Source organism: Brevibacillus brevis (genome assembly GCF_022026395.1).
Classification (GTDB): Bacteria; Bacillota; Bacilli; order Brevibacillales; family Brevibacillaceae; genus Brevibacillus.
This window is the reverse complement of sequence record NZ_CP041767.1, coordinates 1,345,624-1,363,262: the sequence shown is the minus strand read 5'-3', so window position 1 is coordinate 1,363,262 and position 17,639 is coordinate 1,345,624. Positions and strand designations below refer to the sequence as shown.

Genomic DNA, 17,639 nt, shown 5'->3' with positions numbered 1-17,639 from the left:
TTGATTAACGGTTATGTCCTTAATTGTATAATAGTCTGTCTATTTTGAAAAGGAGGCAGCCATGGCCCCCTGAAATAAAGTCCTAGACTGTCTCAATAGCTGTTCGATTTCCTTACGGAGATCCTTCTACGTAATAATTGATTTCCTCCAATGCTTCCGCCGCAGTTTCCCTAATAGAATCGTTCGGAGAATGTAAGTACGGCTCAATTACTTTTATAAATTTTCGGTTTTTTGAAAAACCAAGGATGGTTAATGCATAAATAAGGATAGCGTCTTCCAGTGTTGGCAGAACATCTGCTAATGGCTCCCATTCTACATTTCTTGCGACTCCTTGAAAGGTTACTGCATTCATGAGTAGATAAAACAAACTTTCCTTTACTTCAAAGTTTTCCTCTGCAATCGCAAGTTCCAGGACATACTTTGTAAATGTGATAACGTCATTTCGATTAGGGTTTCCATACTCGAGCAAATCACCAATATCACCCAATCTGAGATGTAGATCTTCCCTTCTATTTAGGAATAACCTTTCCAAGTAAGTAACGTCTATCATGTTAAGCCTCCCTGCTATCAATCTTCCTCAATTCCCCTTTCAAATGTCCGATCGTCTCCACTCGATCTTGTTCTTCCTGCTCATCAAACAGAAGCTGCTCTAGCAGTTCACCTATATCTTCCAGCCTACGCCGGATTTGATAGAATTCCAGCGCTTGTCGATTGATCACATAATTTGGATGTGTCTTCCGATAGGTAGTCATAAACTCCTCAAAAAAAGGCTCATCTACCAAAAACATCAGATCGGCTTCTACTGGAGCCAGCTTCAATCCTTCCCAGTCTATGAGAATGAGCTGGTGATCAGATTGCATCAGGTTCCAGTTGTGAATATCCGTATGGCAAAGCTTCATTTTCACCTCACTGCCTCGCAATTCCTCTGCAATCATCTCCAACTTATTCATGCGGTCAGCCAGTACGTTTACAAAAGGTCTGACGATTTCATCCACATCATCAGGCAGACGATGGATATCTTCATTCAGCATTTCTCTAAACTGCTCGGCAAATGGGATGCGGAAGTCTTCCTTGATGGCAGCCGTACTGACCGGGATTTCTTCTGTGTACAAATGCAACTCTGCTATGATTTCTGCCAACTGGCGAACTTGCATCGAGTTTAACACTTGGCTCCCAATGGTTTTCCCCTCAATATATAAAAACAGTTGATAAATCCCCATGTCGTCTTCATGTTTAAATGCTGCGTTTCTAGTCAGCAGCGGAACTGGAATTTTGCCTTGCAGTCTGGTCTGACCTGACAGCCATTGGATGATGGGAACATACTTATCGATCAGCGCTGTCCACTTGGGCGTAGATGCTCTGCTTTTTTCATAGACCTTCAAGAAATAGGAGTGCTGGTGGCTAATGACTTTATAAGCAAGCGCCGACCATCCACCTTGTTGAGGGGTCACATCAACAACGTCTATATCATAATGGTGTCTCACTATGTTTTTTAGATGATCCATGAGATACTCCTTTCTACTCCATATACACACAAGGTAAATTACCATCAACATACAAAAAATTGTCTTGCCCCACAATAGGAGCAAGACAATTTTTAATAGTATGACAAATATTTCGTGTCGCAAAATACTTTAGTGATTATTGCACGCCAACTGCATCATACGCATCTCTTACAGATTCTACTTGTTGGGAATTAGCACCGAAAAGAACTGTTGCCGATTGAATAGCTGCTTGTCGCATAGCGGAGAAATTAGAGTTTGGATTGAGGTAGTTTGTTAGAGCGTAGTAGTAGATTTTTGCTGTGTCATTGCGACCAATGCCTGTAACCGTTACACCGTGGTGTGAGCCACCCTCTGCGAGGAGGTATGCCGCTTTGTTGTTGATACCGCTGTTCGTGTGTACGCCTCCGTTGTCATTTGGACCTGTATATCGATCGCTGTAGTGGTCAGGATCACCAGCAATGGTTGGATCTTCGAGAGAGCGCAGAGCATCTCCTGGAGTTCCTGGCGTGTATACATCTTCACCCATGAGCCAATCGTCGTTGTCAATCATTGCCCCGAAGATATCAGAGATGGATTCATTTAACGCACCGGACTCATTTTGATAGATCAGATCGGCTGTTTTTTCTGTAACAGCATGTGTTAATTCATGTGCGACGACATCCAAGCCAGCAGACAGTGGACGGAATACGCTTCCATCTCCATCACCGTATACCATTTGTACGCCGTTCCAGAATGCGTTGTTATAGTTGCTACCGTAATGGACAGTGGAGATCAATTTCGCACCGTTGTTGTCATAGCTGTTGCGGTTATGTGCGTTTTTATAGTAATCGTAGGTTGCCTGTGCATAGGCATGCGCGTCAACAAGTGCTCCATCTGTCCACTTGTTATCGGTATCAGAGCCAAGAGTGCCTGGGAGAGTGTATCTGTTCCGTGCAGTGTACGTCTCAATTCCCTTGCCGCGAGTCGTATCTTTCGTTGTATAGTTGGTATTGCTTACTTTCGTTACTTCGAACGATTTGGAATCACCTAGTACCCCTGTACCCGTCCCTGTAATCTCATGGAGCATATTGTATTTGTTAATCACGTCACCAGTGTTTGCATCGATGAAATACTTCCAACGGCCTGGCTGTGGATCGAGGAAATTCAGCTCCACTTCGTAAGCCAAATACGATTCATCTTCGTGGATGTAGATGTAGAGGTTCCCTTCTGGCTTCACTTCGAACTTCTTCACTTCTTTGTCAATCTCATCCTCCAAATCCTTGATAGCCTCTTTAACCGCTTTATCTGCCTTGAGTTTTGGTTTTTTCGTCAGCTTATCATTGTCTGACAAGTCAGGCGCGTAGTTCCCGAGGAATGCCGTTACATTCCCATCCTCGTTTACGTGAATCGTCTGCTGATAACCATAGACCGGGATGCCCTCGTACATTTCTTGTACGCGATAGTGAGTCATGTCTGTCTCTTTGTCTGTCACTTCATCTAGCACTTTAAAGTGATCTTTCACATCTCCATCAATGCGGAAGGAATCTTGGTACTGTTCCAGGAATCCCCAAACTTTTTCTTCGCCATCCAGCTCTTCTGCTTCGAACTCTTCTCCGATAAATTCGGGGGTATCCCACTCAGCGCTATAGACGATGCTTTCGGATGCGGCCTGCGTAGCCAACGGCAGGAATGTAGTGGTACCTAATGCGAAGCTGAGTGTTACTGCAAAAACCGATTTCTTCATACTTGTTAACTCCTCCTTGGTAATTATTGTTTTTTATGTAATTTCATAGTTGTTTACATCTCTTATTATTTGTCATAAATGTGAATTTGAGAACAATTTTTTAACGACAAAAAAATCATTTCCCGAAAGAAATGATTAATTGGTAAATTTATTACAATTGCGATTGCCATACGATTCGATACACCTTTCGCGGTCTGCCCCGCGGGTGCGGGTTTTCTTCTCTGATTACCTGCGCTAGTCCCTTTGACTCCAGTTCAATCAGGATTCGTCTGGCGCTTCGTGGCAGAATTTGCAGATATGAGGCTAATTCTGTCGCATGAATTTCCTGAGAGCCTCGCTTTTTGAGTATGGAGTACAGCTTGGCGAGCGTCATGACACTTAGGGAGGTAAGCTGACTGAGCTCTTGCAGCTTTTCTGAGTCGTACCGATAGGTGATCTGTTCATCACGACCAAGCGGCCCTGCGATGCTTTTGTCATCAAAGAAGACCATCCAGTTGCCTGCCCCGCGCTCTTTGGCGTGCAGCAAAGCCGCGCCACCGTGGATCTCTGCTTCATAAGCGGTCTTGCCGATCCCGATTCCGCACGTCACCAGATCAGCGCGAATGCCAAACAGCTCTTCCAAATCCGGCATGGTCGCATAGTCACGGGTCACTTCTTGCAGGTTGCCCCGCGTTGTAAAAATGACGTAGCGTCCGGGACCTGCTGTCTTTAGTGAGCCTTGCAAATGCTTTGCGTAGCGCAACAGCTTTTCCATCGTCTTGATCTCGGCATTTTGCCATTCATCTGTGGAAAAGTTGCCACCGGCAAGCTCGCGAAATGGATCGATCTCCATCATCTGCACAGCGATTTGGGTATCTTTGAAGTGAAGCATTTCGTGTGTCCGCAAAAGCATGTGAATGACCGAAATCACGCCTGCACGTGTCGGCACGACCCGATGTACTGGGACACCTCTGCGTGCCAGCTCTACATCTGCTGTCCGCAAGCAGGTGACAGCCACCTTTGTCTTGCCTGCCCTCCAAAGCTGTTCGTGGTAATCCGCCAGTTCATCGGCTGAGATCGCTCCCTCGTAATGCTTGAGCCATTTGTAGCCGCCAGCGATGCCCGCTTCATCCATAAAATGCTCCAGTTCTTCTGGTGAAAATGTATCAAAGCTCACTTCCTCCACCCGGATTCCCAATTGATGGGACAGATGAAGCAAGGTTCTGTACAAGCTCGCACCGAGATGAGGCACATACGCCATCGGGACTTGAACCTTGCCTGACTCGCTCACCATGGCATAAGGGACTTGTCCGGAGAAAAGCCACATATCCACCTCATCCACATGCGGCATGATCAGATCGAGGATTTCTTCTTCTTTCCAATAGACAATCGGCAAGTATTCAATTTCGGGAAACTCTCGCATGACTGATTCGATGATGGCAAGTGAATCATCCGCGCCTATTACGCCTAGTCGCAGCTTCAACAAAATTCCCTCTTTCACACCAATCTTCTCCTACTAGGATAACATACTCCCTTTCTTTTTCTCATCGGGGGATCATTTTACCTGCTGCCTCCCCAAGCCGGTGTGCCACGTACAAAACAGGTATGATCAGCAAGCTGAACGGCAATGTGCTCCATAGCAACGGCCACGTCACAAGCCCCGCCTCAAGCAATCGATCATACGTATATAAACTATACGGCAAAACGAATGCCACAGCCGTCACCACACCAGGTGTGTACGTGCGAAGGACAACGGTATGACCAACATGCATGAACACATGGAGAAACATCACGTGCAGACAAACAAGGAAAAACGGAAGGTACGTTCCAGCCGAAAGCGTCGTGACAGTCAGGATGACCGCTGCCGATAAAACCGCGAAAATACAGGAGACTGCGACAGCAAATTGCGCCGTATTCATTGAAAGAGACGGCTCCAGCATCTTCATAAGCCGTTCTGGCACAGTCCGTCTAATCATGTCTTTCTTGGCTCGCACCCAACCTTCTACCATCACGATCTCCTCGAAATCATGAAACATGAAAACAACTAAAAATAGCCAAATCAGATGGGACAGCTCCAGCATACAAGCACCCACTCCCTATTCGTTTGCCTGCAAAATTCCATATGCCAAAAAAGATACCGCGTCATCTGCAAGCTGCTCCGCTGTTTTCTCTCCTGTCAGCAAATACCGCGCCGTCATCCGGTCTATAACTGCGATCATTGCCTCAGCCGCTACCTCCACAGACAACTCGACACGAACATGCCCAGCAGTCTGATTTTGTCGCAAGTTGACAGCAACAATCGAAGCCAGCTTACGCTGCAGCTCTTCGCCCTCTTCTGCCTGATACAGCACAATCCGGGTCAAGTCGGGCTGATCCTGAAAAAATCGGAACAAGGCGAGCAAGTTTTCCCGTACCTGATGGAAGACATCTGCCTTCGTCAAAGCCGTTACCTTTTGACCGCTGTTCGCCAATTCCCACAGCTTGGTGACGAATGTGTCCGTCAACTGCTGATACAAGCCTTCCTTGCTGTCGAAATACTGGTAAAAAGACGCCTGAGTCAGACCTGCTGCTTTCACAATGTCGCTCACTCGTGTACGATGAAAGCCTTTTGCCGCGAACTCAGAAGCTGCGGCCGCAAGCAACCGACTGCGACTCAGCTCTCCTTTTGACAATTTGTCATTGGTCATTTTCTCACCCACCAAAAGTAACTCGTCAGTTATATAACTCTTGAGTTATTTTTACAACTTTTGGATTTTCTTGTCAAGACCCACTTGCTTTTTCCTTCCGCTCTATGTAAAATGTTTGCTCAAAGGGTATCATTTGATGGCAATGAGGAAGAAGAGTAGTCATTTTGCGAGACTTCAGAGAGCTGATGGTTGGTGCGAATCAGTGTTAAGGAAATGATGAATGGGCTTCCGAGCTCCAAACCGAACCCGCCCTTATGGCGGCAGTAGGCCTTGGCGTTACGTCCGTACGTTACAATGGACACCGTATCAAGCTGTCTTACACAGAAACGGTACGGATTAAAGAGATTTTGCGTATGGATGATTCCTTGCGCGAAATAACAAGGGTGGCACCACGGTTCATTCGTCCCTGTCCAGGGCGGATGAACCTTTTTGTATTTAAGCGGACATTCAAAAAATCGACTTTTGATCACGAAGTAGTTCTGAAAGCTTATGCGGCATCGAAAATGGCGTTCACCTTCGAAGTCCGGTGCTCATGTAGGTCCCCTACATTCCGCTCCTCCTTCTTCAGCTTCTCGCCATTTTCTCGGTGCTGAAAAGTCGACTTTTTGAATTCATATTTCACGATTGAAAGGAGCAACTTTCCCATGAAAACCATCTTTTCCGGCATTCAGCCGAGCGGCATTATGACACTCGGCAACTACTTGGGCGCAATGAAGCACTTCGTTCCGCTTCAAGATCAGTTCAACTGCTTTTACTGCATCGTCGACCAGCATGCGATCACCGTTCCACAGGAGCCTGCTGTTCTGCGCGAAAACATTCGTCGTCTCGCGGCTCTCTATTTGTCCGTTGGCCTCGATCCGAACAAAATGACGCTATTCGTCCAATCGGAAGTACCGGCCCATGCCAAGCTCGGCTGGATCATGCTGTGTACCTCTTACTTGGGTGAATTGGAGCGCATGACCCAATTCAAGGACAAATCCGATGGACGCGGCGAATCTATTCCAGGCGGTCTGCTAGCTTATCCTCCATTGATGGCTGCTGATATTTTGCTGTACGGCACTGATTTTGTCCCAGTGGGCGAGGATCAGAAGCAGCATCTGGAGCTGACACGTGATTTAGCTGCTCGTTTTAACAACCGTTATGGTGACATTTTCACCATTCCGGAAGTTCGCCTGCCAGAGACTGGCGCACGCATCATGTCCCTTGCTGAAGGCACCAAGAAAATGAGCAAATCCGATCCAAACCAAGGCGCCTTCATTTCCATGCTGGATGATGCAGACACCATCACGAAAAAAATCAAGCGCGCACAGACGGATTCCGACAGCGTTGTACGTTATGACAAAGCAGAAAAGCCTGCTGTCTCTAACCTCATGACCATCTACTCCCTCTGCTCCGGAAAAACGCTGGACGAGATTGAAGCGATGTACGAGGGCAAAGGCTATGGCGCATTCAAAACCGAGCTGGCAGAAGTTGTCGTAGAAACACTCCGTCCGATTCAAGAACGCTTTGAGCAGCTGTTCCACTCCTCAGAGCTGGATGATATCCTGACTGCCGGGGCAGAAAAAGCGAATAAGGTCGCGAATGAGATGCTATACAAAGTTGAAAAAGCGATGGGGATGGCACGTATCTAATCCATTTGCACAACAAAAAAACGGGCTGGGAAACTTTCTCCCAACCCGTTTTCTTTTCGTCAATTGCTCTTAACCGTGACAGTTACCTTCGCTGTCTTGCCAGCGTAGCTGATCGTGATGGTCACTCTTGTCCCTGGTTTGGCATCATCCAAGACAAGAATACGTCCAGACTCATCCACCTCTACCTGTTCGGGCTTGCTTGATGTGAACTCGATACCCGCTGCTTCGGTAACGTCCTCTTCTGCATCATTACCGAGGATCGCCTTCACCTTGAGTTGTGCTTCCTCTCCTTGGGCTAGCTTGAGAGATTTCGGCTCGATCTCGATCCTTTTCAGGGCACTCTCTCCGACGACATAAGTTGCCGCCGTTGTTACTGTAAAGCTACCCAAATCATCTTCCTTCGTCACCTGGATCGCTTTACCCTTGAGTCCAGTAGCTGCTCTCCACATATTGCTACGGTACGAATACGCCTGGAGCTTTTCGCTTGCGTCCTCGGCGACTGGCAGACCAAGTGTAAAGCCTGTTTTGCCGAGATTTGTCACTTTTTTACCGTTGCTCCACACTTGCAATTGATACGCTTCGCCAGGGTTCGGCACACCTTTCCACCCGTTCCCGTTTGCTTGTGTCAGAGCGAGGGCAAATTCTCTTGCACGCTGAGCGGCAAAATATGTGCCAGGCACCTCAACCCATGCTTCGCTGTCCAAGGTTACGCGAATGCCTACCTCTTTTTCCTTTAATTGTTCAACGAGTTGCTGTTCCAGGGTCACCGTCGGATCAGCGGATTCTCCCTTGCGAGAACGCGTGTCGCTCGCATCGTCATCGCCTTCTTTCACCTGAACGAACAGCACAGGAGCAAAGCCGATCTTTTCTTTCACGGACTCGATTGCCTTCATGAATTCCCCGAGTACGTCCAGAAGCTCATCTACTTGTTCGTCATCTGCCTTGATTTCATCCCCATCTTCTATGACGACAGTGCCAAGCTTTTTCAAGAGCTCTCCTGCCAATGTTCGGACATGCTTGGCTACCTCTTTGGAAATATCCTTTTCATCGAGCGGCTCCAGCGCTGTTTTCGCCAAACTCGTCAAAGAGGCAAGTGCCAGGCGGGCAATCTCTTCATCCTCGATGCCATCTTCAGTGAGCGGGTCAAATGCTTTGTCCAAAAAGCTCTTCGTCACATCTTGGAGTGTCTCTTCACTGATAATTCCTCGCTCAGCCTGCTCGGTTACTGCCTCGAGTACAGTCGTGATCGTATCCGTGACTGTCTCCCATTTCTCCGTCGGCGTCCATTGCTTGGCATCCAGAAGTTTTTCCAAATGGCTGAGTACTTGATCCACCTGACCCAAAATGGCGTTCTCCCCGTTACTTGAGGAGATCACTTGAGCTGCTTGCTTGTTCAACTCACGCTGCGAGTCTGGTGTCGGTGTTCTGTCCGGCGGCGTAACTGGCGGTGGTGAATCCGGCTTGGCTGGAACCTGTACGGTCAATACTTTCGTTTCTGCTGTAGATTGATCAGATGCTCGCGTGACCTCCAAAACTAGGTCTACATTCGTCTGGCGATATGTCGGCGTGATTTTGCCATCCAGCGCAATGACTGCTGGATCACTAGACGACTTGATCGTGATAGTAAAGCCTGTAGGTACTTCTGGCAGCTTCAAACGGGTCTCACCCGCTGCGGGCTGTGTGAGCTGCGTAATGCTTTCCGCGACTTCTTGTGCTGTTTTTTCCGGCGTACCACGATCCTTCAAGTCCAGTTGGACAAGGACGGGATTATGATCACTCACACGTCCCTCGCTCTCGGTCAAGCCAGCGTTGATGTGAACGATGTCAACCTTTGTGTCATCCTTCAAGTGGTTGCTGACCAAAATTTGATCCAAGACTTGGGAGTTCCCTTGGTACACGTACGTATACTGCTCACCCTTCGGCAGTTTCTCGACCATATTGGTCAAAACGCCATCTGCCAATTCCTGCACCGGATTCGAAAACGGGAAATCGTTGAGATCGCCCAGCACCACAACATTTGCTTTCGCTTCCGCTGCATGGATTTCTTTTACAAAGTTATTTAGCACACGGGCAATTTTCATGCGCTGTACTTCACTCACCAGCTGTGGCGGCTGATCTTTTCCAAACAGCGCTTGATCTCCACCCTTGGAGTTGAAATGGTTGGCTATGACAATGACTGGCTCGCCCTGGAAAATGAACTCTGCTGCCAGTGGCTTACGGCTCGAAGCAAACGCCGCGTTGGTCGGATCTACCCGTCCTGGATTGTGTGACAAATGCGCTATACCATCTCGTGTCTCGATTTGCACCGCATCAGTCGCACCACCTGGCGTTCCTGCTGCCAGCTGTACCCGTTCTGGGTTGTAGAAGAAGCCGACACGGATGTTTCCTCCTGGCTGTCCACCATCCTGATTGTTCTGTGGTGCAATATCGATGTATCGGTAAGTCGGTCCGTTTTTGTTTGCTATTGCTTTGATCAATGCGTCCGCAGACTGCGTAGCATCTGTTTGCCCATTGTCCGTCGGGCCATTATCGTCCTGCATTTCCACCACTCCGACAATATCCGGCGCTTTCATGTTGTCTACAATCGTCTCGGCGATGCGATTGATTTTGGCAGAATCGGTTTTTGCCGAGAAATTCTCGATGTTGTACGAAGCGATTGTCAGCTTGTCTTCTTTTGGGGAAATACTTGTCACTGGCTGCTCATAATGGCTTGGCTGTACCGTAAACGCTCGTGTATGGAACAGCTTGTAGTTCGCAAAGCTGTAATCAATGATACCTACCAGCGGGCCGTCAAATTTGTCGCCGACTTTTACTTCTCCGGTAATCGATTCGAGTTTGTCCGATACCGTGATGCGCTCAGGGTGAAAATCATTGGCTTCCAGCACCACTCCGCCGGCTGGCGTACGTGGCTGATTCGGATGGGCTTGATCATCGATGACGACAAACTCCGTTGCGCGTGGATTGGTAAACGTCTTGGTTTCGCCAACCACGATTGGATTTTCGATTTGTACCAGCATGCCTTCGAGGCTTTCCCAGAAGTCGATGCCGTCTTGGTCTGGATCGAATTTGCCGAGACTGTCGTTGTCGATAATTCCTTTCGGATATTCGTAGTTGTCTTTGCCCAAGATGAGTGGGTCTGGGAGTCCCTTTGCTGGATTTACAACGGCGTACGAGGTTGCATCAATTTGCGTTTGAGTGAGGTCTGTACCCGCCCTGTTCGATGGTACATATTCCTTGACGGTACCACTCACAGTTACTTCATCGCCAGGGGCGACCGCTGCTTTTGGCTCGTAAACGTAAATGCCTTCAGAGGTAAATGGGTCTGCGTCCGGTTGCGGGTCTTGCATATAAAAGCCTTGTACATTACTGCCGCTTTTGACGATAGCCGTGACGATTCCTGGAATATTGGTCACCGTTCCATCCGTCATCGGTGAGCGGTGCGAGGTTCCTTGAATGTCATGGATACGAATGTTATCTTTTTGAATCACATAGCGGAAGGTCGCTATATTGCTGTCTGTGTAACCATCCTTGACGGCTATGGCTGAAAGTGTCGTATCCGTATCAATCTGGATCGGTCCCGTATACTTGATGCTTCCTCTGCCGGGCGTTGAACCATCTACCGTATAGAAGATCGTAGCGTCAGCCATCGTCGTTGTGAGCGTGACATTTGTTCCTTTTGTCACCATAGGACCAGCTGGGCTCGCTGTGACCATCGGGACTTTATTCTCGTCCTCGACAAGATCGGCAACAGTGCGCGGCACCAGCTTGTATACATTGCGGTCGTAGTTCACCACGCCTGTAATAGCTGCATAGCTCTTGTTCACTGGTAGCAGAAGAGAGGCATCCGGTCGAGACACAAACGTACCGTGCTGATCCTCCAGCGTATAGTTGCCGCTTGATACTGATTTGACAGTAACCACCTTCACGGTTACCAGTTTGCCTTCCAATGCCTCTCCTGTAGCAGTTGCAAAATCAGTGGAAGTCACAACTTGCGGGTTAGGCACACCTGCTTGCTTTTGCACGATTTCCACGTTATTGGTGAGTGCTTCGAGTTGAGCAAGTCCATAATAATCATTCATTTTTCCGGTAGCTCGGATCTTGTCTCCTACCTCAACTTTGCCAGTCAGCCCTGGCGCACGAAGTACGAGTCCTGCCGTCTCATCTTGGAAGTACACGTTGTTTTGTCCGCCCGCTTCAAACATCGCGGTCACCGTTCCGACGACAATCACGTTCGTCCCAACCGGGGTTTTTCTTGCTTCAGCAATCGTCGTCAAACCTACGGCTGACTTGGTGACGCTAACTTCCGGGCTCTCAAACGACTTGCCATATGCCCCAACTGTTTGCTGCGTTACGAGGATATGATCCAACTGGTCGATGTTTGGAATCGTAAAGGAAAATGACCCATTTGCCTGTGCCGTTCCAGTTTCTTTGTTACTAAGCATTAGCGGTTGTTTTTGTGGATCGTATGCACGCAGTATCGCATTCCCTGCTGCCGCACCTGCTTCTCCACGCAGCTCGCCCACACCGTTCAATGCTTGCAGGCTGACTTTATCCTGGATCATAGCTGGGCTTGCTACCGCTGGCCTCAGCTCAATGCTCGCGCTTTCCTTCTTGCTGCCTTCCATTGCCGTGAGATAGACTCCCTGTGCATTTGGATCGGGATTGGTAAAAGTCAGGTCGATCAGTCCGGAAGCATCCGAATCTTGCTGTGCCAAAGGAGTGTCGTTACCTGTTCCGGTAGGCTGACTCGCATAAACCTTAATAGTCCGCCCTTGACCGACATAGCCGCGAATTGTTGCTTGGATAGGATCCGTATGATCAAAAATGAGTTCTGTGGCATTCGGCTTTTCGGTCACATCTGTTGGTAGCGGCGGTTCTACCGGGCTTTGGGTGTTTTTCGGGGTAGGTGCCCCTGTAATAAAATCGTTGCCGTTGTTATTGGTATCCCAGCCATTTCCTCCGTTCGGCACAATGCCGCTGGCGTCGCTAATGCGTTGGGCACTGGTCGTATTCGAGGGAGCTGGTGCTGGTGAGTTGCCCTCAGATGAATTGGCATCACCAAATCCAACCATATCAGCAACACCTGCTTGTGAGGATACATCTGTTCCAGTTAAAGGTGTTGTATGGCTGACGAGAGCGACTTTCCCTTTCGTACCTGACAAATCAGTCTTTCCAGTATCATCAGGAGAAGAGAGTTCTGTCCCTCCACCTTGTCCTGCCGCTTGCTGAATCAAATAAAATCCATCGGGGGCAATGCTTCCAGTCAAATTAGTTGCCTGCCATTTCTCACCCGTAGCAGAAGCATACTGAACTGACCACCCTACTAGCGAAACAGCCGTGTCTGTCGGGTTATACAATTCAATGAAGTCATTCTTGTAATGGGCACCTGAATTCCCCCCACCCCCATACACCTCACTGATCACCACATGATCAGCCCGCTCGGCTTTTGCCTGTGGTATCCACCCGGTCGGTAAAACAGTTCCCATCATGACCGCGGCTATTAACGCCAACTTTGGCCATCTGGAAGTAATCCCTCTTTTTTTCAACATTCTCGCATCATTCCTCCTCACATCATTCGGAAGTAATTACTATAAGATGGTAAACGTATAACCTGAATCTTATGTAAATTTGATGTAAAGTTTGTATAATCCTTCTAAACATGGAAAAACAAAAACCGCCAAGTTTCATCGTCCTTGGCGGTTTTTCCGTGTTTTTGTCAATTAGCTTTCGTCCACTTTCATACTACGTGCGATATAAAGAGCCGGCGTCGAAGCTGCCGATACGACAAACTTGATCAGGTAGGTGGTCAACAGGATTTGCCACCAAACATCCATCGGGAATTCTCCCAAAAAGGCAATCGTACAAAAGGTAACCGAGTCAAGCAACTGACTAAAGAGCGTGCTTCCATTATTGCGAATCCAGAGCTGATTTGGGCCCGGACATTTTTTCTTCAACCACGAATAGATTTTCACGTCGACAAACTGGCTGACAAAATACGCACACAAGCTACCCAATGCAACTCTTGGCATCAAGCCAAAAATCGTCTCTAAGGAACCTTGGGCAATATCTGTTTCCTGTGGTTCAAACACCAGCACGAGTTGCATGATGATCGTTGCCGCAATTAAGGTAAAGAAGCCGAACCATACGGCTTTTTTCGCTTCTCTTTCCCCATACTTCTCGTTCAATAGATCGCTTACCAAATAAATAGAAGCATAAATCGTATTGCCGAGCGTCATGACCAAGCCGAACATTTCGATCGTTTTGACCACTTGGATGTTGGCCAGCACGGTTGCCATCCCGATCCACGCGTACAGTCCCATTCTGCCGAACAATCGGTAGCAGAGCAGGAACAGCCCGAAGTTCACCAGAGCAAACAGCACTCCGATCCAAAAATTAAACATATGATTTCCTCCTAGTTTTGATAACGCGGGAGTTTACGAACCGCGGCCCGTTTTGAGCATTCAATCATTTTACTTGCATTCTCTTTTTTTATCAACCATTCTCGAGGCATGTACCGCAATCGACATGCGGGACACCAACACCATTCCCTCATCGACCAAACTCGCTAATGCTAATGAAACAGTTTCTCTGGTCGCCCCTACCATGTTGGCAATCTCCTGGTGGGAGAGAGATACGGTCAATTTCCAAAACGGCCCCTCTGCTTTTCCGAACCGCTGACATAACTGAACCAACAGATGCAACACGCGATCCCTGACCGATTCCAAGGCCAGCTTTTCCATCCGCTCCTCTTGTTCGCCCAATCGTTTTGACAACTGGTACATCATTTCTTTCAAGCGTGGTGGACATGCTTGCAGCATTTTTTCCATCCGAGTCGCACTCCAATGAGTAAGGGTCGTTTTTTGCATCGCTTCAATGTACACAGCACGTGACCCCAGCACCATTTCCCCAATCTCGCCAAAAACAGCTCCGGGTCCCAGCAATCCCACGGTAAAGGATTTTCCATCCTCGTTTAACCGAGAGAGACGCAGAAGTCCCTTTTGAATGAAAAAAATGCCCATTCGAGTGTCCGTCGGTGTCTGAAACACCGTTTTCTTGGCTAGAACGATTTGCTCACTCATGATACATCCTCTCCACACCGCATACCTAGTTACCTATACTTTTATGTATTTCATCTCATTTGTCAATCACCCTCTCCTCTTCTTTCTCCATGAAAAAATGACCCCCTAATAAAAGGCGGCCATTGTTTACTGTGATATTGCTATACCCAAAACACAGGATAAGCACGCTTCTTATGCATGTTATTGACGAATAGCGCAATCAGCACAACCACTACTGCACCTATAAGTACCGGAGACAATAAAAACTCCCACCCCTTGCCGTCCATGACAATGACGATCGGATTGGCACCCGCAGGAGGATGGGTCGTTTTCGTGACATGCATGACGACAATCGCAAGACCGACACTAACTGCTACGACCCACAGCTGCGATCCGCCTATTTGATAAAGCAGCACGCCAACCAAGCTGGTAAAAAAATGCCCCCCGACGATATTGCGCGGCTGAGATAACGGCGAATCCCAAGCCACGAAAGCAAGCACACAGCTTGCTCCAAATGAAGCCATCAACCAAACAGCGGTGGTGAATTCCGTCAGCATGCCCAACACCCCTATCGTCACTAATCCGCCAAGGCCCCCAATCAAAGCAACCGAGCCAGATATTTTCAAAGGCGTTCTGCTTCTCCCCTTCATTTTGGCTACAAATCCCTTTATGCTCCATCCTTCACTCATCACAGCCACCTCCTGCTCCCATCTTAGCAAGTGACCTTTCCTTGTTCTGTAAGCTATCTTACAAAAACACAAATAATAGCTAGTTACCTAGATATTTAGTAAAATAAAATACAAACACCAAACTGTGAGGCGAATATCCATGACTCAATCACTTGTGCGGCTAAATCCAGACTTTCCAATCCCGATTCATGTGCAAATCAAAGAACAATTGAAGCTTCTCGTTGGCCTCGGCCACCTTCAACCGGGCGAAATGCTCCCACCTGCTGCCCAATTAGCGGATCAGCTGCAAGTCAACCGCAACACCATCAATGCTGTATACACACAGCTACGGGATGAAGGTCTCGTCCATATGCAAAAGGGTCGCGGCACCTCTGTCGCCGACAATTCTGCGATTACTGCCTTTCGCATGCGGCAGCAATCGCTTTATGATCACGCCAAAACCATCATGACCGAAGCACAGCAGCTTCCGTTTTCGCTGGATGAGCTTATGCTTGCTTCCATTGCTTACGGGCACTTGTTTCTTTCCCGGTCCAAAAAAGAAGCCCGATGGCTCTTGGTAGAATGTCACGAGCATGACCATCCTTTTTATCGTAGGAAAATAGAAGAGATCATTGGTCAGCCCATTCAGGCTGCCTATCTTGAAAACCATTCAGATGTTCTCTCTGCTATACAAGATGCCGACCAAATCGTCACCACCGTCAATCATGCAGAGGAGGTAAAAGAATTAGCTGCTCGTTATCACAAATCAGTCCTCATCATTGGAGCAAGTGCCCAGACGAGCACGCTTCTGGAGATCGCTCGCCTGGAGGTAGGCCGTGCAGTTGGGTTTGTTTGTCTCGGAAAAAAAGGCGGGGAATGGATGGCGAGACGGGTACAAGAGGCAGGTATCGAACAGATTCAACACATGACCGCAGGATTCGTTGATGAACGCTCCTTGCAGCAGATTATCCACGATTCTGACTTGCTCTATGCCTCCGCTGCGGTATATGATCAGCTCCTCGCGTTAGCTCCAGACAAAACACGTCTCTATCCCATGCTGTTGGAGCAAAGCAGCGAGGCACTGCTAAAAGAAGCGAGCAACCTCCTAGCCCCCTAACTTTTACCTGTTACCGATTTGTAGGATTTATGTCGATAGTCTGTAACCAATGCAGCCACCCTATCGTACATAATGAACGTGTAGCAAGGACAAGCCAAGATGCAGCAGACTACACATTTACATCATGATCAGTCAGCAAGACTGGGGAGGAGATTCACCACATGAAACACTTGAAACACTTGAACAAACTCGTAACAGGAACAGTACTAACTTCCGTACTTTTCACTGGAGGGTATGCAATCACAGCAGATGCAAGCAACACAACTGCTACAACAAAAGGCTTGCAAGAGATTACGAAAAAAACAGCAGACGTAACGGGTGACAAAACCGCAGACACAGTGGTTCTGTACGGGAAAAAAGAGAAAAACAGCCCATACGTGAAGGACCTCACCATCAAAGTAACAGATGGCAAAACGAAGAAATCTTTTAACATCGACGTGAAGGACAACGGCTACGAGCCGAAGCTGTCCGTTCAAGATTTCACTTACGATAAAAAAGGCGAGATCATGGTTACTGCAAGCACTGGCGGAAGCGGCGGCTACACAACCAATCACATCTACACCGTGAAAGATGGAAAAGCGAAAGAACTCAGCCTGCCAGGTCTCGATAAAAACAAAGCAGGCGTAGTCGGAGCGGACTTCGTCGAACTGAAACCGATCGACCTAAACAATAATGGCCTCTACGTACTGGAAGGCACAGAGCGCCTGACTGGTGATTACAATGCAGATGTTCGCGGCTACCTCAAATCCAAATGGAAGTGGAACCAAACCAAATGGGAATTGATGAGTGCCAACTTCGAACCAGCTGTAAAACCACTCGAAGTCTATCATGATACTTTCAAAAGCCAAGACGCAGCCTTTACTTTTAAAGGTCCAAAATCTTGGAATGGCAACATCCTTGTTGAGGAAAAAACAGGCCCAAATGCAGACGAATACTTGCCAGAAGCAAAGAGTGTAACCCGCTTCATCTTCAATGCTGACAAAGCGGAAGATCGTACACCAGTTGTAGTTATCACCGCGTTTGACCTGAATGACTGGAAAAAACTGAACAACCCGGACGAGCCACCAGTCGGCGTCGAAATTGCACGTAACCAAGCAACCAACACGGTTTATGTAGCAAGCTTGCCACAAGACACAGTATTTGATCCAGCAAGCAAAGAAGGGAAGAAATTCATCCCTCTGATGATGTCTCTGGACCAAGTAAAACAAGCGTTTACGCTGGTAAAACGATAATCAATGCGCATCTCTCCGTGAATAATCCCTTTGCCTCTC

Annotated in this window: 13 protein-coding genes and 1 other annotated feature; of the genes, 3 read left to right on the top strand and 10 right to left on the bottom strand. The window is 48.0% G+C overall.

Features of this window, described 5'->3' with window-relative positions:
* Positions 1 to 112: 112 nt before the first annotated feature.
* The 6 genes from FO446_RS06980 to FO446_RS06955 form a co-directional block, all read right to left on the bottom strand.
* Positions 113 to 550 (bottom strand): hypothetical protein, encoded by a 438-nt coding sequence (locus FO446_RS06980; RefSeq protein WP_237900198.1) that lies wholly within the window; start codon positions 548 to 550, stop codon positions 113 to 115.
* Position 551: 1 nt separating this feature from the next.
* Positions 552 to 1,505: an aminoglycoside phosphotransferase family protein gene (locus tag FO446_RS06975; protein ID WP_221867534.1), complete on the bottom strand. Its 954-nt coding sequence runs from the start codon at positions 1,503 to 1,505 to the stop codon at positions 552 to 554.
* Positions 1,506 to 1,641: 136 nt separating this feature from the next.
* Positions 1,642 to 3,228: a M4 family metallopeptidase gene (locus FO446_RS06970; RefSeq protein ID WP_173608920.1), complete on the bottom strand. Its 1,587-nt coding sequence runs from the start codon at positions 3,226 to 3,228 to the stop codon at positions 1,642 to 1,644.
* Positions 3,229 to 3,379: 151 nt separating this feature from the next.
* On the bottom strand, positions 3,380 to 4,708 hold the full coding sequence (locus FO446_RS06965) for a helix-turn-helix domain-containing protein (protein WP_229087974.1): 1,329 nt from the start codon (positions 4,706 to 4,708) through the stop codon (positions 3,380 to 3,382).
* Positions 4,709 to 4,751: 43 nt separating this feature from the next.
* A complete protein-coding gene (locus FO446_RS06960; RefSeq protein ID WP_237900196.1) occupies positions 4,752 to 5,288 on the bottom strand; it encodes an HXXEE domain-containing protein in 537 nt (178 codons plus the stop codon).
* Between the two features lie 15 nt (positions 5,289 to 5,303).
* A complete protein-coding gene (locus FO446_RS06955; protein WP_237900194.1) occupies positions 5,304 to 5,894 on the bottom strand; it encodes a TetR/AcrR family transcriptional regulator in 591 nt (196 codons plus the stop codon).
* Positions 5,895 to 6,027: 133 nt separating this feature from the next.
* Positions 6,028 to 6,305: a binding site (T-box leader), on the top strand.
* A 233-nt stretch (positions 6,306 to 6,538) separates the two neighbouring features.
* Here FO446_RS06955 and trpS point away from each other — a divergent pair.
* The gene (gene trpS / locus FO446_RS06950; RefSeq protein WP_047070564.1) at positions 6,539 to 7,525 is read left to right on the top strand and encodes a tryptophan--tRNA ligase; all 987 of its coding nucleotides are present in this window, start codon (positions 6,539 to 6,541) and stop codon (positions 7,523 to 7,525) included.
* 59 nt (positions 7,526 to 7,584) lie between these two features.
* Here trpS and FO446_RS06945 read toward each other — a convergent pair whose 3' ends face one another.
* From FO446_RS06945 to FO446_RS06930, 4 genes are all read right to left on the bottom strand, one after another.
* Complete coding sequence (locus FO446_RS06945; protein WP_237900192.1) at positions 7,585 to 13,074, bottom strand: chitobiase/beta-hexosaminidase C-terminal domain-containing protein; 5,490 nt, start codon at positions 13,072 to 13,074, stop codon at positions 7,585 to 7,587.
* A gap of 171 nt (positions 13,075 to 13,245) precedes the next feature.
* Positions 13,246 to 13,926: a queuosine precursor transporter gene (locus FO446_RS06940; protein ID WP_221867532.1), complete on the bottom strand. Its 681-nt coding sequence runs from the start codon at positions 13,924 to 13,926 to the stop codon at positions 13,246 to 13,248.
* Between the two features lie 69 nt (positions 13,927 to 13,995).
* Positions 13,996 to 14,604 (bottom strand): Crp/Fnr family transcriptional regulator, encoded by a 609-nt coding sequence (locus tag FO446_RS06935; RefSeq protein ID WP_237900191.1) that lies wholly within the window; start codon positions 14,602 to 14,604, stop codon positions 13,996 to 13,998.
* Positions 14,605 to 14,744: 140 nt separating this feature from the next.
* Complete coding sequence (locus FO446_RS06930) at positions 14,745 to 15,272, bottom strand: HPP family protein (protein ID WP_237900189.1); 528 nt, start codon at positions 15,270 to 15,272, stop codon at positions 14,745 to 14,747.
* 139 nt (positions 15,273 to 15,411) lie between these two features.
* Here FO446_RS06930 and FO446_RS06925 point away from each other — a divergent pair, with 139 nt between their 5' ends.
* Both FO446_RS06925 and FO446_RS06920 read left to right on the top strand, forming a co-directional pair.
* The gene (locus tag FO446_RS06925) at positions 15,412 to 16,368 is read left to right on the top strand and encodes a GntR family transcriptional regulator (RefSeq protein WP_237900187.1); all 957 of its coding nucleotides are present in this window, start codon (positions 15,412 to 15,414) and stop codon (positions 16,366 to 16,368) included.
* Between the two features lie 161 nt (positions 16,369 to 16,529).
* Positions 16,530 to 17,600, top strand: a complete 1,071-nt coding sequence (locus tag FO446_RS06920; RefSeq protein WP_237900185.1) for a hypothetical protein — start codon at positions 16,530 to 16,532, stop codon at positions 17,598 to 17,600.
* Positions 17,601 to 17,639 lie beyond the last annotated feature (39 nt).

Excerpts from the sequence above, each read along its gene's own strand:
- FO446_RS06980 (WP_237900198.1), bottom strand. The coding sequence starts at position 550 with ATGATAGACGTTACTTACTTGGAAAGGTTATTCCTAAATAGAAGGGAA.
- FO446_RS06975 (WP_221867534.1), bottom strand. The coding sequence starts at position 1,505 with ATGGATCATCTAAAAAACATAGTGAGACACCATTATGATATAGACGTT.
- FO446_RS06970 (WP_173608920.1), bottom strand. The coding sequence starts at position 3,228 with ATGAAGAAATCGGTTTTTGCAGTAACACTCAGCTTCGCATTAGGTACC.
- FO446_RS06960 (WP_237900196.1), bottom strand. The coding sequence starts at position 5,288 with ATGCTGGAGCTGTCCCATCTGATTTGGCTATTTTTAGTTGTTTTCATG.
- FO446_RS06955 (WP_237900194.1), bottom strand. The coding sequence starts at position 5,894 with ATGACCAATGACAAATTGTCAAAAGGAGAGCTGAGTCGCAGTCGGTTG.
- trpS (WP_047070564.1), top strand. The coding sequence starts at position 6,539 with ATGAAAACCATCTTTTCCGGCATTCAGCCGAGCGGCATTATGACACTC.
- FO446_RS06945 (WP_237900192.1), bottom strand. The coding sequence starts at position 13,074 with ATGTTGAAAAAAAGAGGGATTACTTCCAGATGGCCAAAGTTGGCGTTA.
- FO446_RS06940 (WP_221867532.1), bottom strand. The coding sequence starts at position 13,926 with ATGTTTAATTTTTGGATCGGAGTGCTGTTTGCTCTGGTGAACTTCGGG.
- FO446_RS06935 (WP_237900191.1), bottom strand. The coding sequence starts at position 14,604 with ATGAGTGAGCAAATCGTTCTAGCCAAGAAAACGGTGTTTCAGACACCG.
- FO446_RS06930 (WP_237900189.1), bottom strand. The coding sequence starts at position 15,272 with ATGAGTGAAGGATGGAGCATAAAGGGATTTGTAGCCAAAATGAAGGGG.
- FO446_RS06925 (WP_237900187.1), top strand. The coding sequence starts at position 15,412 with ATGACTCAATCACTTGTGCGGCTAAATCCAGACTTTCCAATCCCGATT.
- FO446_RS06920 (WP_237900185.1), top strand. The coding sequence starts at position 16,530 with ATGAAACACTTGAAACACTTGAACAAACTCGTAACAGGAACAGTACTA.